A 15,361-nucleotide genomic window follows, 5' to 3' on the forward strand; every position below is an offset into this window, starting at 1 on the left:
CCCCTGGACGTCGATTGTATGCCCGGCACGGTTCAGTCACTACGTAATACGCTCCCGCGTCAGGGACACGCTGAGGAGAACGAGGAATGAACCTGTGGATGCGTGCGGCAGGCATGCTGCTTGCCCTGTTGCCTGCGCTGCCGGCGTGGGCGGTGCGTGAGTTCAACGGCCAGGGCGCGTCGGGCGCGTATTACCGCATCGCCGTGCCGGACGACTGGCAGGCCGGCGGACCGCTCGTGCTGTATCAGCACGGCCTCGATTTTTCCGCCGTCGACGACGATCCGGGTCTCGGCCCGCTGCGCGACATCGCACTGCAGGAAGGCTACGCGATCGCCGCGTCGGGCTTCAGCCAGCGCGGCTGGGCGCTGTTTCGCGCGATCGACGAAAACCGCGAACTTCTGGAAATCTTCAAGCAGCAGGTCGGCACGCCCGGCGAAATCGTTCCGTTCGGCGGTTCGATGGGCGGCCTGATCGCGCTCAAGCTCGCCGAGCAGCCCGACATCCGGCCGCACGTCAAAGGCGTGCTCGCGCTGTGTCCGCCGGTGGCCGGTTCGCGCGCGTGGGATTCAGGCTTCGACCTGCGCGTGGCATACGACCGCGTTTGCACGAACGTCGACAACGGCCGCCTGCGCCGCGGCGCCGAACCGTATCCGTGGGCGTACAACCTCAACGACATCCCGGACGACCTCGACAATCTCGAAACCGATTCGGACGTTCTGCGGGCGCTCCTGAGCGTCACGGTATGCACCGGCGTGAGCCTGCCGGAAAACCTGCGCACCAACGGGATGCGCGAGCGCCTTGCGCGCCTGTCGGCGCTGACGCACATCACGAACGACCGGTTTCTCCTGACCAATATCGCTTATTCCACTTTCGTACTGAGCGACGTGCTGCGCGCGCCGGACAAGATGAGCGGGCGCAATCCGTTCGGCAACGTCGGCGCGGTCTACGCCGACGCCGACATCGATGCGAACGTGCTGCGCGTGACGCCGCAGCCGGCCGCCGCGGTGCAGTTCAAGTGGCTGTCGGATTTCAACGGCGACATCGGCAGCGCGATCAAGGTGATGTCGGTACACACGAGCGGCGACCAGCTCGTGATTCCCGCGCACCAGTCGGTGCTGCGCCAGCGCGTGGCGGCCAACCAGCTCGTCAGCGCGGTGGTCAACGAGGCCGAGCCGAGCCATTGCGGTTTCGGCACGCGCGAAGGCCTCGCGGCGTGGGAGCTCTTGCGCGCATGGAAGGACGGCGGCGCCAAGCCCGACGTCGCGGCGTTGCAGCAGGCGTGTCTCTCCGCGCCGGGCGACGACGCGTGCCGCTACGACGCATCGTACGTGCCGCCGACGATGGATTCGCGCGTTCCGCCGCGCACCGATCCGCCCGCGATCGACGCACGCTGGAACGGCAACTGGTCCGATCCGTCGCGCAACGGCGAAGGCATCGCGCTCGAAATCCTGCCGGACAACGCCGCGGCCGTATATTTCTTCACGTTTGCACCGGCCGGCGACGCCGCGAGCCAGGCGTGGATGGTGAGCGGCGGAAAAGTCGTGCCGGGCGGCATCGTGTTCGACAACGTGCAGTACCGGCCCGACCCGGGCGCCGGCACGCCGACCGCAGCGTCGCAGCCGTGGGGTCGCATGTACCTCGGCTTCAGCGACTGCAACAACGGCGAACTGCGCTGGGAAGGTCCGGGCGGCTGGGGCAGCAAGACCGTGCCGATAAAACGCCTGACGTCGCTGCACGGCCTCGGCTGCGAGAGTGCGGGCGGCGGCGCGCTCGCGCAGACGAGCGGCTCATGGGCCGACCAGACGAAACTCGGTTCGGGCTTCCACGTCGAGCAGCTCGACGCGACGCATACGCTCGTGATGTTCTACGGATCGAAGGGGACGAGTCCGTTCTCGGGCTGGGCGGTCGGTGTGTCCGACGGCAACCTCGCGCAGGGCGCGACCATACCGTTGTTCGTGCCGACCGGTCCGCGCTTCGGCGACGCCTACGATCCGGCCGCGCTGCAGCAGCAGGCCGGCCTGTGGTCGCTGACGCTCAAGCTCGGCTGCACGACCGGCACGGCAACGCTGACCGGCGGCGGGCCGAACGCCGGCACGACGTTCCCGTTCGCACTGAGCCGACTGACGCGACCGGCGGGCATCAACGCCTGCGCCGACTGAGCGAGCGAGCCCGGCCGGCGCCGCCGGCCGGGTTCAATGCGGCTTGCTGCCGGCCGGCACTTCGCTCACCAGCGCGAACGTGTTGCCGTCCGGGTCGGCGAGAAACGCCATCCACAGATCCTTGCCGCCCAGCGGCGCGATGAAATGCGGCTCGCCCTGCGCTCGCACGGCGACGCCGCGCGAGCGCAGGGCGGCGAAGCTCGCGTCGATGTCGGCGACGTCGAAGTAGATCACCGTGCCGGCCGGATCGACGCCCGGCGTTTCGGACTCGCCGAGCATCAGGCGCACGCCCGCGACGTCGAAGAACGCGACGTTCGGCGCCTGGAACAGAAACGTCAGGCCCACGGTGTCGCGCCAGAACGCGACAGCGCGGTCCATGTCGCGCACCGATAGCGCGATCTGCGCGATGCGTCCGAGAGCGGGCGTTGCGTTCATCGTTCACCCCCGTGCGATGAGACTTCCAGACTGCGGCTCAGTCCTTGACGGGATACGTCTCGGCGCCGTCCTTGCTCGCCGGTGGCTGCTGGCGCGACGGCGCCGCGGCGGCGCGGCGACCGCAGGCGTACGCCCCGAAGCGCTGCTCGCCGTCGTGCGGCTCGCCTTTCGCAGCGATCGTATCGGCCTGCATCGACGCCGCCTCGTTGCGCGCGAGCGTTTCGAGCTCGTCCTTCACTTTCAGCGAATTGCGCTCGTACGGGCCGACGCGATCCTTGACCGACACGCCGATCTCGCCGAGCGCGCGACAGCCGTCGACCCGGCCGTCGTAGGCGACGTGCACGGCCTTGCCGGGCTCGTCGAGCTTGACCCACGTGCAGGCGCCGAGCGCGGCGAGCAGGGCGGACAGAAGTATATTTCTTGTCGTTTTCATGATGGCTCCGGGAAGGCTGGGCAGTACGCCCAGCCTATCCCCGCGATCCTTAACGCACGACCTTGCCGGCCGCGTCGATCACCTTGACCTCGCCGAGATTCAGCGCGCGGATCTTCGCCTCGACCTTGGACAGGTCGCCGACGACGACCCAGGTGAACGCGTCGGGCTTGAACACTTCCTTCGCCGCGGCGCGCACGGCGTCGTCGCTCTGGCCTTCGATGCGGCCCTTGAGCGTCTGCACGTAGTCGTCCGGGCGGCCCCAGCGCACGATGTCGGCCACGGCGCCGAGCACCGAACCGATCGTCTCGAAGCGGCCCGGCAGTTCGCGCACGTCGCCGACGCGGATCTTGTCGATCTCCTCGCGCGTGAGCGGCTTCGTCGTCACGAGTTCGCGCGTCTCCTTGAGCATCTCCTGCATCGATTCGGCGGTCTTGTCGGTCTGCACCGGCGCGTACAGCGTGACCATGCGCGGCCCTTGCGCGCTGCCGAGGAAACTGCCGGCGCCGTACGACCAGTGCTTGTCCTCGCGCAGGTTCATGTTGAGGCGCGACGTGAACGCGCCGCCGAACGCCGAGTTCATCGTGCCGATTTCCAGATAGTTCGGCACCTTCGACGACGGCGCGATTTCGGCGGCCAGGATCAGCGACTGCTGCGAGCCCGGCTTGTCCATCAGGAAAACGCGCGGCTTGCCCTGCAGCGCGACGTTGGCCACGTCGCGCTTGACGAGCGGCGTCGACGGCGCCTTCCAGTCGCCGAATACGGCGTCGAGTTCGCGGGTGATTTCCTCAAGCGTGGTGTCGCCGGCGACGAGGATGCGCGCGTTGTCGGGCCGCACGACGTCGCGGTGGTAGGCGGCGAGATCGTCGGCCGTCAGGCTGCGGATCGACTCCTCGGTACCCGAACCCGTCAGCGGAATCGCGTACGGATGGCCTTCGCCGTAGACGAGCGGCGGCAGCACGCGCAGCGCGAGCGGCACCGGCGCGGTCTTTTCCTGCGCGATGCCGGCGAGCCACTGGCCGCGCAGACGTTCGAGCTCGCGCGGTGCGAACGCCGGATTGCGCACGACATCGGCGTACAGCGCGAGCGACGGCTTGAGCTGCGACTTGAGCGCGTCGAGCGAGATCGACGACGCGTCGAGCGACGACGACGCGCCGATGCCGGCGCCGAGCTCTTCCTGGCGCTTGGCGATGTCGATCGGCCCGAGCGTCTTGGTGCCTTCGTCGAGCATCGACATCGCGAAGCTCGACGTGCCGAGCTTGCGCCCCTGATCGGCCGCGTAGCCGCCGGCGAATTCCATCGCGAGCTTGACCACCGGCACGCTCGCGCGGCGCGCGAGCACGACCTCGATGCCGTTCTTGAGCTTGCCGCGTTCGAGCGCCGGAAAGGTCAGGTTCGGAAACGTGTCGACGGCCGGCACGCCCTTGGCGCGATCGACGTCGCTTTTGGTCGTCGTATACGGCGGATACGGATCGACGCGCAGCGTGTAGTCGCCCTTGGCGATCCAGCTGCGTGCCGCGTTCTGCACGTCGGCCGGCGTCGCGGCGTCCAGGCGCGCAAGGCTCTTGCGGAACGCGCCCGGATCGTCGAGATACACCTGGCCTTCGGCCAGTACGGTGGCCTTGCCGGAGCCGCCGACCTTTTCCACGCCGCGTACGAAGCCCGCCTGCGAGGCGAGCTTCACGCGCCGGATTTCTTCTTCGGTCGGACCCTTGTCGAGAAAGCGCTGCCACTCCTCGGCAATCACGGCTTCGACTTTCGCCGGGTCGACGCCGGCTTTCACGTCGACCTGCACCCCGAACAGGCTCGCCAGTTCGAACGGTTCGATGTCGACGTCGACCGAGTCGGCGATCTGGTCCGCGTAGACGAGGCGCTGGTACAGCCGCGACGTCTTGCCGCCGCCGAGCACCGCCGCGGCGAGCTGCAGGTACGTGAGGTCGGCGGTGCCGCGCTGCGGCACGTTCCAGCTCTTGTAGATGCGCGTCTGCGCGACGCGGTCGAGCATCGTTTCGCGCGTCGGCTCGCTGCGCGGGGCGACCCACGCCTTGCGCCGGGCGATCGGCGGGCCGGCATCGATGTCGCCGAAATACTTCTGTACTTTTTCGCGCGCGGTCTTCGCGTCGATGTCGCCGGCGAGCACGATCGTGGTGTTGGCCGCGCCGTAGTAGTCGCGGAACCACTGCTTGACGTCGTCGAGACTCGCGGCGTTGAGATCCTCCATCGAGCCGATCGTGTCCCAGCGATACGGATGGCCTTCCGGGAAGCTCGCACGCTGCCGCAGTTCGTCGACCTTGCCGTAAGGCTGGTTCTCGCCCTGGCGTTTTTCGTTCTGCACCACGCCGCGCTGCTCGTCGAGCACCTTCTGGTCGATCGCGCCGAGCAGATGCCCCATGCGGTCCGATTCCATCCACAGCGTCATGTCGAGCGCGGTCGTCGGCACGGTTTCGTAGTAGTTCGTGCGGTCGAGCCAGGTCGTACCGTTCTGGTCGGTCGCACCGACGAGTTCGAACGGACGGAAGAATTCGTCGCGATGGTTTTCGGACGCCTGGAACATCAGGTGTTCGAACAGGTGCGCGAAACCGGTCTTGCCGACTTTTTCGTCCTTCGAGCCGACGTGGTACCAGATCGACACCGCAACGACCGGCGCCTTGCGGTCTTCGTGCACGACGACGGTCAGGCCGTTGGGCAGTACGAAACGCTCGAACGCGATATCGACCGCGGCGGCGGACGGCGACGGCACGGGCGGCGCGGCGACGGCGCCGCCGCACGCGAGGGCCGCCGCGAGCGCGACGGCGAGGATCTTCTTCATGCGGGCTCCAGGGGAAAAGGCAAGCGACAGGTCCGGCAGGCTAGCCCTGCCGCCCGCGTCGCGCAATGCGTCGAAATGCACGTCTTGTACAGTTCCGCGCAGGACCGGGCTCGCGGTGGAAAAGTTCCGCTAGACTCGGATACACGACACGGGAGGTGCCATGAGCCTTGCCATCGTCACCGGCGCGAATCGCGGTCTCGGCCTGGAATTCGTGCATCAGTTGCTCGCGCGCGACTGGCGGGTCATCGCCGGCTGCCGCAAGCCGGGTCAGGCGCTGAAACTCACCGGCTACGCCGGCGCGCACCCGGGCCGCCTGCACGTGCTCCCGCTCGACGTCGCCAGCGAACGCTCGGTCGCGGGCTTCGCGCGCGAAGCGGCGATGGTCACCGAGCGCGCCGACCTTCTGATCAACAACGCCGGCGTCCTCGTGTCGGGCGAGCGGTTCGGCAACGTCGCGGCGAAATCGCTCGCCGACAGCTTCGCCGCGAACGCCAGCGGCCCGCTGCTCCTGACGCAGGCGCTGTCCGGGCTTTTGCTGCAATCGCAACAAGCGCGCATCGTCAATATTTCCAGCCAGATCGGATCGATCGCCAACACGCAGGCGTTCCGCACCGCGAGCTACGCGATGAGCAAGGCCGCGCTGAACATGGCCACGCGCCTGATGGCCGCCGAGCTCGCCGCGCACGGCGCGATCGTCGCGTGCTTTCATCCGGGCTGGGTGCAGACCGACATGGGCGGCGCGAACGCGACGCTGCCGATCGTCGACTCGGTCGCCGCGCTGCTCGCACGCATCCTCGCGCTGACGCCGGCCGACGCCGGCCGCTTCATCGGCGCCGACGGCAACGACCTGCCGTGGTAGCCGCGGCGTGGCTCGCCGCGGCGCTGGCGGCGGCGCCGGACGGCGCCGCGTCGGCCTACGAAGGGCTGGCCTACGCACGCCGCGGCGACGTGCTGCTGTATCGCGAGCAGCACTATCTCTACGACGGCGGCGCGACGCGGCTCGTCGTGTATCGCTGCGCCGACGGCGCCGCGTTCGCGCGCAAGCGCGTGAACGCCACGGCGTCGCCGACCGCGCCCGACTTCGAACTCGTCGACGCACGGCTGCCGTACCGCGAAGGCGCGACGCGCGCGGGCGCCGGGCGCGAGGTGTTCGTCGAATGGCGCGGCAAACGCGCGGCGACGCGCGTCGCGGAGCCGGCCGACGGCGTCGTCGACGCCGGCTTCGACCGCTATCTGCGCGAGCACTGGGACGCGCTCGTCGGCGGCGCGCTGCCGACGATTCCGTTTCTCGTGCCGAGCGAACAGCGCTTCCTGCCGTTTCGCGTGCGACTGCTCGGCCAGGACGCGGCGCGCGGCGAAACGCGTTTTCGACTGACGCTCTCGGCGTGGTACGGCTTTCTCGCGCCGAGCATGGACGTGACCTACGACACCGCGACGCGGCAGTTGCGCCATTACACGGGTCTGACGCCGATACGCGACGCCGACGGCGACAACCTCGACGTGCGCATCGCGTTTCCCGCCGACCGCGTGCGGCGCGACGTCGCCGCGAGCGAGATCGACGCCGCGTTGGCCGAGCCGCTGACGGGCCGCTGCGACCTGCGTCAGTGAGCCGCGCTCGCGACGGGTGCCGACGGCGGCGGTGCGGGAAAGCGCACGACCGGCCCCTTCGCCTCGACGCCGGGCGGCAACGCGGCCGGCGCGGGCGCTCCGCCCTTGCCTAGCGTTTTCAACATTTTCCAAATTGCGCTCAAATCGTCGTCGCTCATTTCGTTGAGCACCCAGTACGGCATCGGCGGTCGCGTCCTGAGCGTGCGCGCGAACGCGAGCCACGTCTTCTCGTCCATGTCGGCCACGCGCAGGCGCAGGTTCGTCGGATACGTGGTGCCCCAGGCGCCGCTCCAGCCGAGCGCGTCGCCGGTGAGCCAGACGGCCTCCGGCGCCTTGCCGCCGTTCAGCGCATATCCCGGCGTATGGCAGTCGTGGCAGCCGCCGATCGTCGCGAGATAGCGGCCTCGCGCGGCATCGTTCGCCGGCGTATCCGCAGCGAACGCGCCGCCGCCGAACGACAGGCCCATGACCAGCATCCACATCCGACACGACCGCATGACACGCTCCGATTGACGCCGCACTTCGCGGCTGTTGTCACTGAAGACGACAACCGGTGCCAATCGCTGTCATCGCGTCGCGCAAATTTTTTCGGTCGGGCACTGAGAGGAACGTCCTGCTCGAATCAGACGTTTGACGCATCGACATTGCGATGCGAAATCAAACAGGGAGAAGCAACCATGTCCGATATCCTCGGCAACTGGCCCGTCACCGGCAGCATCGATCTGATCAACGGCGCGATCGTCACGGGCGAATACTTCGGCGTCGTCCCGGCGCAGGAGCCCGACGCGGCGACCGTGTCGTTCTTCGACAGCGAGGCCGCGACGCCGATCACGATCAACGCGAGCGTCACCGAAGACGGCAAGGCGCTCAACGGCGAAGGCGTCGTCGGCGGCTACCGCTACCTCGTCACCGCGATGGTCGAGACGGTCGGCAGTCCGAGCATGCTCTATCGCACGATCAGCGGCACCGTGCTGCGCAAGGGCGGCGGCACCGAAGACAGCGGCGGGCAGTGGAACGGCGGTCCGTTGCGCCCGTAGCAAGCCGGCAACACCTCGAACGCGCCAGCCGCGCATCCGGTTGAAAGCTCCGGACATCGTACAAACCAGGGGGAACCATGGACACCGTCGGCATACTCATGCTGCTGGAAGGCGTCGTTGCGCTCGCGACGCCGAGATACCGCCTCGATCGTCTGCAATCGGTCCTGCGCGGCTGGTCGGGCTTCGGCTTTCGCTACGACGTCGACGCCGTTCGCTACGACGACGCGAACGCGCAGCTCGATGCCGCATTCGACGATCTCGCGCAAGGCAAGTACGCGCAACTGTGGCTGATCGGCACCGGCCAGCGCGCCGGCGCCGACCTGATCGGCAAGCGTCTGGCCGACGCGCACCGCGCGAGCATCCACGCGTTCATGGCGCGCGGCGGCGGCGTGTTCGCGACCGGCGATCACGACGACGTCGGCGCGACGCTGTGCGAATCGATCGCGCGCGTCGGCAAGATGCGCACCTGGTCTTCGCCGCCGTCGGAAGGCGGGCTCGATCGCATCGATACGTGCGTGGCGTCGCCGTGGCCGTATCGGCGCGGCAGGATCGAGCGACAGGGTGGCGGCGCCCCGCCGCCGAACCTGCGCGAAGTGCATCCGCTCGACGAGGACGAGGCGATCAAGCCCGTGTGGCCGACGCTCGTCGACAACAAGCCGCACCCGCTGATGCAGATACCGGCCGGCGGCGGATGGCCGCCGGCCACGATCCGCTGGCTGCCCGATCACGCGCACGAAGGCGCATGCCGCGAAGCGGTCGCGGACGAAGATCTGCACGGCGCGTTCGAATCGGTGCCGCCGACCGTCGTCGCCTGGAGCGCGGCGACCGGCTACGACGCGAAGCCCGTCGGCAAGCCGCGCATCTACGGCGCGGTCGCGTGCCACGACCCCGTTTCGGGCACGGGCCGCGTCGTGGTCGACTCGACGTTCCACCACATGACCGACGAGAACACCGAAATGCCGCGCATGACGCCGGCGTGGTATCACGTCGAACAGTATCTGCTGAACGTCGCGAACTGGCTGACGCGCGACGCCGCGGAGGCGTCGATCCGGCACTTTCTCGCGCAGAACGGCGCGGCGCTCGGCGACAAGGGCATCGGCGCGCAGGCGATCATGTCCTCGCCGCCGTATCGCCGGGCGGTCGAACTGGCGGCGCAGGCGCGCATTCCGCGCGACATGCTGCCGGACCTGCTCGATCTGCGGCCTGCGCTGCCGGCCGCGCGCATCGCGTAGGGCATGGGCGCATTGGCGAACCGTCGCGTCGATGCGATAGTTCGCCGATGCTCCATGTCGTCCTGCACCAGCCCGAAATTCCGCCGAACACCGGCAACGTGATTCGCCTGTGCGCGAACACCGGCGCGCGCCTGCACCTGATCCGGCCGCTCGGTTTCGACATCGACGACACGCGCCTGCGCCGCGCCGGACTCGACTACCACGAGTACGCGTCGCTGACCGTGCACGACGACTACGCGGGGTTCCTGGCCAACGTCGGCCCGGCGCGCGTGTTCGCGCTGTCCACGCGCGGCACGAAACGGCCGACCGACGTTGCGTTCGGCAACGACGACGCCGTGGTGTTCGGGTCGGAGTCGCGCGGGCTCCCGCAGGCGATGCTCGATGCGCTGCCGCGCGAGCACTGTCTGCGCCTGCCGATGCTGCCGAACAATCGCAGCCTGAATCTTTCCAACGCCGTCGCCGTCGTCGTATTCGAGGCATGGCGCCAGCGCGGATTCGACGGCGCCGCCTGAACGAGCGCCGCCCTGCTTCGTGCCGCATGCATGAGCCTGCGCTGAACACAGGCCTGAATTTCCAATGAACCCGACGGCCGCCGACACTTGGCAGCGTCGGCGATCGCTACTAGTTTCTGCAGCCGCGGGCCACCCCACCCGTCACTGTAGAAGTAAAGGAAGTAAAAAATGAAACGTTCCGCACTCGCCCTCGCCGCGCTCATGGCGCTGCCCTTCGCCTCGCACGCGGCGGACCTCAGCTACTCGTACCTCGAGGCCGACTACGTGCACGTGAACCCGGACGACTTCGACAACGTCGACGGCTACGCGCTGCGCGGCAGCGGCGCGATCAACGAAAACTTCAACCTGATCGCCGGCTGGACCAAGATCAACCAGGACGCGCCGTTCCCCGACACCAAGGCGTGGTACCTCGGTTTCGGCTATCACGTGCCGATCGCCGACAAGACCGATCTCTTCGCCGAACTCGCGTACAACAAGGAAACGACGTTCGACAACGACGGCGCTTCGGCGCGCGTCGGCGTGCGCTCGGCGCTCGCGCAGAATTTCGAAGGCGCGGCGTTCGTCGCGTACCAGAAGCTCGACCACACCGAGGCGAACCGCGCGCTCGGCGTGTCCGGCCAGTACAAGTTCACGCCGACGTTCGGCATCAACGCGGAAGCGGCGGTCGGCAACAACGACCGCACGATTCTCGTCGGCCCGCGCCTGAGCTTCTGATCGGCGAGCCGGTCCGACGCGTCAACGAAAAGCCCGGCAATGCCGGGCTTTTTCTTTGCTTCTTTGCAGCGACCGCGGCGTGCCGCATCGCGCTACGGAAAATGCTCGGGGTACTCGGGTTTCTGCTCGCGCGCGAGCAACAGCCGCAGGCCTTCGGTCGGCGTGATTTCTTCGTGCAGCACGCGCTGCACGTGACGCGCGATCGGCAGCTCGACGCCGTGCCGGTCGGCCAGGCGCATCACCTCGTCTACCGTCTGCACGCTTTCGACGACCTGGCCGATGTCGGCGACGGCCTGGCGCAGCGAAACGCCGCGGCCGAGCGCGAGGCCCAGGCGGCGGTTGCGCGACAGGTCGCCCGTGCACGTCAGCACGAGATCGCCGAGGCCGGCGAGGCCCATCAGCGTTTCGGCGCGCGCGCCGAGCGCGACGCCCAGGCGCAGCATTTCGTTGAGGCCGCGCGTGATGAGGCCGGCGCGCGCGTTCAGGCCGAGATTCATGCCGTCGGCGACACCGGTGGCGACCGCCAGCACGTTCTTCATCGCGCCGCCGAGTTCGGCGCCGAGCACGTCGGTGCCGGTGTACGCGCGGAAGGCCGGGCCGTGCAGCGAGTCGGCGACGCGCTGCGCGAACCACGGCGATTCGGAATGCACCGTCACCGCGGTCGGCAGGCCGTCGACGACTTCGCGCGCGAACGAAGGTCCGGTGACGACCGCACCGGCCTTGCCGGGCAGCGTCTCTTCGACCCGTTCGTGCAGAAAGCGTCCGGTGCCGGGCTCGAAGCCCTTGGTCGCCCAGGCGATGCCGTCGTAGCGACCGCCGCACGCGGCGATCGCGTCGATGAGCTCGCCGAACGCGTGGCTCGGCGTGACGACGAGCAGCCAGTCGGCGTCGCGCACGCAGGCGGCGAGATCGCTGCTGTAGGCGAGTTCCGCCGGCAGCTCGCTATCGGGCAGATAGCGCCGGTTGCGGCGCGTCTGCGCCATCGCCCGCATCGCCGCGGCGTCGCGCCCCCACAACGTGGTGAGGGCGCCGTGCCGCGCGAGCAGGGCGGCGAGCGCCGTGCCCCAGGAACCCGCGCCGAGTACCGCTACCCGCGCCTGCGCGGTCATTCGACGCTCAGGCGTTCAGCGCCGGCGTTTCGGCGTCGCCGCCTTCGGTGCGGCGGCGCAGCGCTTCGGCGTACAGCGCGTCGAAGTTGATCGGCTGCAGGAAGAAGGGCGGGAAGCCGCCGTTCTGGACCATGTCGGAAATCGCCTGGCGCGCGTACGGGAACAGCACGTTCGGGCAGTAGCTGCCGAGCACGCCGTCGCGGCCCGCGTCGTCGAAGCCGGCGACGCCGAAGATGCCGGCCTGCTGCACTTCGGCGAGATAGGCGGTCTTCTCGCCGATCTTGCACGTGACGGTGACCGTCAGGACGAGCTCGTACACGTCCTGGCCGAGCGTCGTGACGCCCTGGCCGAGCGACAGCTGGATCTGCGGCTGGCCGTTGTCCTGGAAGATGTGCGGCGCGCCCGGCGCTTCGAACGAAGAATCCTTGATGTAGATCTTCTGGACGGAAAGCTGCGCCTGCGCGGACGCCTGGCCGTTGGCCTGATTGTCGGTCATTGGGAGGGTGCTCCGGATAGAATTGGTCGAACGAAGAAGAGCGAGTATCACATAACTGCGCGACAACCAGCCAACGCCTCCGGACGGGTTTCGGTCCGTCGGGAAGGCCGGTCCGGCTTGCCCCGCGCGTGCAAGCCTGTTATAAAGCGCGGCTCGCTCTGCGGCGCCCGTCATCGACGGGACAGGGATTCCGGCACACGGTACGGCCTCCCCCGCGGTTTTCGAACCGACGCAAGCGCCTGCCAGCACCGCGTGGCATCGACGATGCCGCTGGGCCGATACCGCCCTGGCCAAGGGCGGCCCAAGAAACCTACGAGGTACGTATGGCCCGTAAATGCCAAGTCACCGGCAAAGGTGCGATGAGCGGCAACAACGTCTCGCACGCCAACAACAAGACCCGCCGCCGCTGGCTGCCGAATCTGCACGAGCGCCGCTTCTGGGTGCCGAGCGAGAGCCGCTGGATCAAGCTGCGCCTTTCCAACCACGCCCTGCGTACCATCGACAAGAAAGGTATCGAGGTCGTCGTCGCCGAGCTGCGTGCGCGCGGCGAGAAGATCTGAGGAGGATTGAACCATGGCATCCAAGCGCGACAAGATTCGTCTGGTGTCCTCCGCCGGCACCGGTCATTTCTACACCACCGACAAGAACAAGAAGACCACCCCGGACAAGATGGAGATCAAGAAGTACGATCCCGTCGTCCGCAAGCACGTGGCCTACAAGGAAGCGAAGATCAAGTAAGCGCCTCGCGCTGCCGGTCTTTCGGATTCCACGAAAAACCCGCCGGAAACGGCGGGTTTTTTGTTGCCCGATCGCCGGGTTTCGCCCCGGCGATCGCGATCACTCGGCCGTCTTGTTCTGGCAGGCGAGCAGATCGTCGTCGTCGATGACCCACTTTTCCTTGTCGGCGCACAGCGCGACGTTCTCGACGATGCACTCGTCGCCGTCTTCGTCGACGACGCGCACGTCGTAGGAGTCGCACGGCACGCCGGTCAGCGTGAACGTTTCGCCGGTGCCGATCGTGTGCTTGCCGAGCTGGTCCTCGCCCCACTCGCGCTCTTCGGTCGGCGAGAAGTACAGCTCGTGGATCGCCCAGTGCGAGAGGTTCTTGAGCACGACTTTCGAGTCGCCCGCGGCCGAGGCCGGAAGCGTGACGAGACCGGCCGCCGCGACGAGCGCGGCGACGCCGAGTTGCTTGATCATGGTTTGTCCCCTGTAGACACCCCGCCGTCCGCGCAGCGGAATGCTGCACACCCCGACGGCGACGCGATACTAAGCGCAACGGGCCGTTTCCGGCTATCGCCCCCGCGGCGCATTCTTCTCTTTATTTGTCCACTATTCAACTCGGACGAGGCGGGGCGCCCGGGCCGTGACGCGCGCGCGGGCGTTGGCCGCGAACCGAGGTTTTCAACGGCCGAGGTCGCGCCCAAAAAAAACGCCCGCTTGCGCGGGCGTTCGATTCACGTGCGACGCGGCGCGAATCAGCGCGCGTGCGCGAGCTGGTAGCCCTTCAGGCGCGAGGCGAACTCGCCGAGCGCGCGAATGCCCGATTCCTCGGCTTCGCGGCACCACTGCTTGAGGCCTTCGAGCATCGCCTCGCCGTTGCGGGTTTCCGTGAGTTCATGCAGACGGTTGCGGTATTCCATGACCGTGGCCATGACCGGGCGGGCGCTCACCCACTGCGTCAGGCGCTCGCGGCCCTCGTGATCGAGCCAGCGGCCGCCGCTCGACAGCGCGCGGCGCAGACGGCCCGGCAGGTCCTTGAGATTGTTGCCGGCGCGCATCGCCTCTTCGTGCAGCGTCGGCGCGATGACGACGCGGAAGTAGTCGGTCATGACCTGAAACTTGTGCGCGATCACGGCCTTGATCGTTTCGCCGTCCGGCAGGTGCACCGCCGGCCGCACGTCGAGCGACGGCGCGACGCGCAGCACCTTGGCCATGCCGACCGCCTGGAACAGACGGATCGCGGCCCAGCCGATGTCGAACTCCCACTTGCGCAGCGCGAACTTCGACGAGCTCGGGAACGCGTGGTGATTGTTGTGGAGTTCTTCGCCGCCGATGACGAAGCCCCACGGCGTGAGGTTCGTCGAGGTGTCGTTGCTTTCGAAGTTGCGATAGCCCCACCAGTGGCCCAGACCGTTGACGACGCCGGCGGCCCAGAACGGAATCCAGATCATCTGGCTCGCCCAGATCACGACACCCCACAGGCCGAACAGCGAGAAGTTCAAGAGCAGCATGAACGTCGGGCCGAGCTCCGGAAAGCGCGAATAGACGTTGCGCTCGAGCCAGTCGTCCGGCGTGCCGTGGCCGTACTTTTCCATCGCGTCGTCGTCGCGGCGCGCCTTGCGGTACAGGTCGACGCCGTCGAGCAGCACCTTCTTGATGCCGTAGATCTGCGGGCTGTGCGGATCTTCCTCGGTTTCGCACTTCGCATGATGCTTGCGGTGGATGGCGACCCATTCCTTCGTGACCATCGCGGTGGACGCCCACGACCAGAAACGGAAGAAATGTGCCAGAACCGGATGGAAGTCGACGCCGCGGTGCGCCTGGCTGCGATGCAGATACAGCGTCACGGAGAAGATCGTCAGCTGGGTGACGATGAGGAAATAGACCACATGGGTCGCCCAACCGGCCTGCAGCAGGCCGCCGGTCAGAAAATCGGCCACGACATCGAACATTGGAGTAAACCACCGAGAAAGGCAGAAGCGCACTATACGCGAGCCGCGATGTTGGGACTATGACGCGCAAGTACAAGTATGCGTTCGGAAATGTTAAATCTCCGACGCGCAGTTGTGGAATGCAAGACGGATGCCGCACGGCACG

General features: G+C 67.8%; 17 protein-coding genes. 9 read left to right on the plus strand and 8 right to left on the minus strand.

Annotated features, from left to right (window positions below; all coding sequences use genetic code 11):
* Positions 1-86: 86 nt before the first annotated feature.
* Complete coding sequence (locus OD750_RS16655) at positions 87-2,159, plus strand: hypothetical protein (protein ID WP_263541817.1); 2,073 nt, start codon at positions 87-89, stop codon at positions 2,157-2,159.
* A 33-nt stretch (positions 2,160-2,192) separates the two neighbouring features.
* Here OD750_RS16655 and OD750_RS16660 read toward each other — a convergent pair whose 3' ends face one another.
* From OD750_RS16660 to OD750_RS16670, 3 genes are read right to left on the minus strand one after another with little or no spacing between them, the layout of a single operon-like run.
* The gene (locus tag OD750_RS16660) at positions 2,193-2,594 is read right to left on the minus strand and encodes a VOC family protein (protein WP_263541818.1); all 402 of its coding nucleotides are present in this window, start codon (positions 2,592-2,594) and stop codon (positions 2,193-2,195) included.
* Positions 2,595-2,631: 37 nt separating this feature from the next.
* On the minus strand, positions 2,632-3,027 hold the full coding sequence (locus OD750_RS16665; protein WP_263541819.1) for a DUF4156 domain-containing protein: 396 nt from the start codon (positions 3,025-3,027) through the stop codon (positions 2,632-2,634).
* A 49-nt stretch (positions 3,028-3,076) separates the two neighbouring features.
* Positions 3,077-5,833 (minus strand): M16 family metallopeptidase, encoded by a 2,757-nt coding sequence (locus OD750_RS16670; protein ID WP_263541820.1) that lies wholly within the window; start codon positions 5,831-5,833, stop codon positions 3,077-3,079.
* 160 nt (positions 5,834-5,993) lie between these two features.
* Between OD750_RS16670 and OD750_RS16675 the strand changes: the two genes are divergently transcribed.
* Positions 5,994-6,692 (plus strand): SDR family oxidoreductase, encoded by a 699-nt coding sequence (locus tag OD750_RS16675; RefSeq protein ID WP_263541821.1) that lies wholly within the window; start codon positions 5,994-5,996, stop codon positions 6,690-6,692.
* Positions 6,686-7,441 carry a hypothetical protein gene (locus OD750_RS16680; protein ID WP_263541822.1) on the plus strand — a complete coding sequence of 252 codons (756 nt, stop codon included), beginning with the start codon at positions 6,686-6,688 and terminating at the stop codon, positions 7,439-7,441. The genes OD750_RS16675 and OD750_RS16680 overlap by 7 nt, the downstream gene beginning before the upstream one ends.
* Here OD750_RS16680 and OD750_RS16685 read toward each other — a convergent pair.
* Positions 7,435-7,938 (minus strand): cytochrome C, encoded by a 504-nt coding sequence (locus OD750_RS16685; protein ID WP_263541823.1) that lies wholly within the window; start codon positions 7,936-7,938, stop codon positions 7,435-7,437. The two genes, OD750_RS16680 and OD750_RS16685, sit on opposite strands and share 7 nt — an antisense overlap.
* Positions 7,939-8,118: 180 nt before the next feature.
* Here OD750_RS16685 and OD750_RS16690 point away from each other — a divergent pair, with 180 nt between their 5' ends.
* The 4 genes from OD750_RS16690 (at position 8,119) to OD750_RS16705 (ending at position 10,936) form a co-directional block, all read left to right on the plus strand.
* Entirely contained in the window at positions 8,119-8,478 is a 360-nt protein-coding gene (locus tag OD750_RS16690; RefSeq protein WP_263541824.1) for a hypothetical protein, read from the plus strand.
* 77 nt (positions 8,479-8,555) lie between these two features.
* Positions 8,556-9,710 carry a hypothetical protein gene (locus OD750_RS16695; RefSeq protein ID WP_263541825.1) on the plus strand — a complete coding sequence of 385 codons (1,155 nt, stop codon included), beginning with the start codon at positions 8,556-8,558 and terminating at the stop codon, positions 9,708-9,710.
* A 47-nt stretch (positions 9,711-9,757) separates the two neighbouring features.
* The gene (gene trmL / locus OD750_RS16700) at positions 9,758-10,222 is read left to right on the plus strand and encodes a tRNA (uridine(34)/cytosine(34)/5-carboxymethylaminomethyluridine(34)-2'-O)-methyltransferase TrmL (protein WP_263541826.1); all 465 of its coding nucleotides are present in this window, start codon (positions 9,758-9,760) and stop codon (positions 10,220-10,222) included.
* A 168-nt stretch (positions 10,223-10,390) separates the two neighbouring features.
* Positions 10,391-10,936 (plus strand): hypothetical protein, encoded by a 546-nt coding sequence (locus OD750_RS16705; protein ID WP_263541827.1) that lies wholly within the window; start codon positions 10,391-10,393, stop codon positions 10,934-10,936.
* Positions 10,937-11,028: 92 nt separating this feature from the next.
* On the opposite strand, the gene OD750_RS16710 is transcribed toward OD750_RS16705, so the two are convergent.
* Both OD750_RS16710 and secB read right to left on the minus strand, forming a co-directional pair.
* Positions 11,029-12,045, minus strand: coding sequence for an NAD(P)H-dependent glycerol-3-phosphate dehydrogenase (locus OD750_RS16710; protein ID WP_263541828.1), 1,017 nt, complete (start codon positions 12,043-12,045; stop codon positions 11,029-11,031).
* A 7-nt stretch (positions 12,046-12,052) separates the two neighbouring features.
* On the minus strand, positions 12,053-12,541 hold the full coding sequence (gene secB, locus OD750_RS16715) for a protein-export chaperone SecB (protein ID WP_263541829.1): 489 nt from the start codon (positions 12,539-12,541) through the stop codon (positions 12,053-12,055).
* Between the two features lie 323 nt (positions 12,542-12,864).
* Here secB and rpmB point away from each other — a divergent pair, with 323 nt between their 5' ends.
* Positions 12,865-13,101: a 50S ribosomal protein L28 gene (rpmB, locus tag OD750_RS16720; protein WP_263541830.1), complete on the plus strand. Its 237-nt coding sequence runs from the start codon at positions 12,865-12,867 to the stop codon at positions 13,099-13,101.
* A 13-nt stretch (positions 13,102-13,114) separates the two neighbouring features.
* Positions 13,115-13,279 (plus strand): 50S ribosomal protein L33, encoded by a 165-nt coding sequence (rpmG, locus tag OD750_RS16725; protein WP_018972500.1) that lies wholly within the window; start codon positions 13,115-13,117, stop codon positions 13,277-13,279.
* A gap of 99 nt (positions 13,280-13,378) precedes the next feature.
* Here rpmG and OD750_RS16730 read toward each other — a convergent pair whose 3' ends face one another.
* Complete coding sequence (locus OD750_RS16730; protein ID WP_263541831.1) at positions 13,379-13,741, minus strand: hypothetical protein; 363 nt, start codon at positions 13,739-13,741, stop codon at positions 13,379-13,381.
* 278 nt (positions 13,742-14,019) lie between these two features.
* The gene (locus tag OD750_RS16735; RefSeq protein WP_263541832.1) at positions 14,020-15,216 is read right to left on the minus strand and encodes a DesA family fatty acid desaturase; all 1,197 of its coding nucleotides are present in this window, start codon (positions 15,214-15,216) and stop codon (positions 14,020-14,022) included.
* Positions 15,217-15,361: the final 145 nt, after the last annotated feature.

The organism is Tahibacter soli (assembly GCF_025717065.2).
Classification (GTDB): Bacteria; Pseudomonadota; Gammaproteobacteria; order Xanthomonadales; family Rhodanobacteraceae; genus Tahibacter; species Tahibacter soli.

Excerpts from the sequence above, each read along its gene's own strand:
- rpmG (WP_018972500.1), top strand. The coding sequence starts at position 13,115 with ATGGCATCCAAGCGCGACAAGATTCGTCTGGTGTCCTCCGCCGGCACC.
- OD750_RS16660 (WP_263541818.1), bottom strand. The coding sequence starts at position 2,594 with ATGAACGCAACGCCCGCTCTCGGACGCATCGCGCAGATCGCGCTATCG.
- rpmB (WP_263541830.1), top strand. The coding sequence starts at position 12,865 with ATGGCCCGTAAATGCCAAGTCACCGGCAAAGGTGCGATGAGCGGCAAC.
- trmL (WP_263541826.1), top strand. The coding sequence starts at position 9,758 with ATGCTCCATGTCGTCCTGCACCAGCCCGAAATTCCGCCGAACACCGGC.
- OD750_RS16655 (WP_263541817.1), top strand. The coding sequence starts at position 87 with ATGAACCTGTGGATGCGTGCGGCAGGCATGCTGCTTGCCCTGTTGCCT.
- OD750_RS16690 (WP_263541824.1), top strand. The coding sequence starts at position 8,119 with ATGTCCGATATCCTCGGCAACTGGCCCGTCACCGGCAGCATCGATCTG.
- OD750_RS16685 (WP_263541823.1), bottom strand. The coding sequence starts at position 7,938 with ATGCGGTCGTGTCGGATGTGGATGCTGGTCATGGGCCTGTCGTTCGGC.
- OD750_RS16705 (WP_263541827.1), top strand. The coding sequence starts at position 10,391 with ATGAAACGTTCCGCACTCGCCCTCGCCGCGCTCATGGCGCTGCCCTTC.
- OD750_RS16675 (WP_263541821.1), top strand. The coding sequence starts at position 5,994 with ATGAGCCTTGCCATCGTCACCGGCGCGAATCGCGGTCTCGGCCTGGAA.
- OD750_RS16665 (WP_263541819.1), bottom strand. The coding sequence starts at position 3,027 with ATGAAAACGACAAGAAATATACTTCTGTCCGCCCTGCTCGCCGCGCTC.
- OD750_RS16710 (WP_263541828.1), bottom strand. The coding sequence starts at position 12,045 with ATGACCGCGCAGGCGCGGGTAGCGGTACTCGGCGCGGGTTCCTGGGGC.
- OD750_RS16670 (WP_263541820.1), bottom strand. The coding sequence starts at position 5,833 with ATGAAGAAGATCCTCGCCGTCGCGCTCGCGGCGGCCCTCGCGTGCGGC.
- OD750_RS16735 (WP_263541832.1), bottom strand. The coding sequence starts at position 15,216 with ATGTTCGATGTCGTGGCCGATTTTCTGACCGGCGGCCTGCTGCAGGCC.
- secB (WP_263541829.1), bottom strand. The coding sequence starts at position 12,541 with ATGACCGACAATCAGGCCAACGGCCAGGCGTCCGCGCAGGCGCAGCTT.
- OD750_RS16695 (WP_263541825.1), top strand. The coding sequence starts at position 8,556 with ATGGACACCGTCGGCATACTCATGCTGCTGGAAGGCGTCGTTGCGCTC.
- OD750_RS16730 (WP_263541831.1), bottom strand. The coding sequence starts at position 13,741 with ATGATCAAGCAACTCGGCGTCGCCGCGCTCGTCGCGGCGGCCGGTCTC.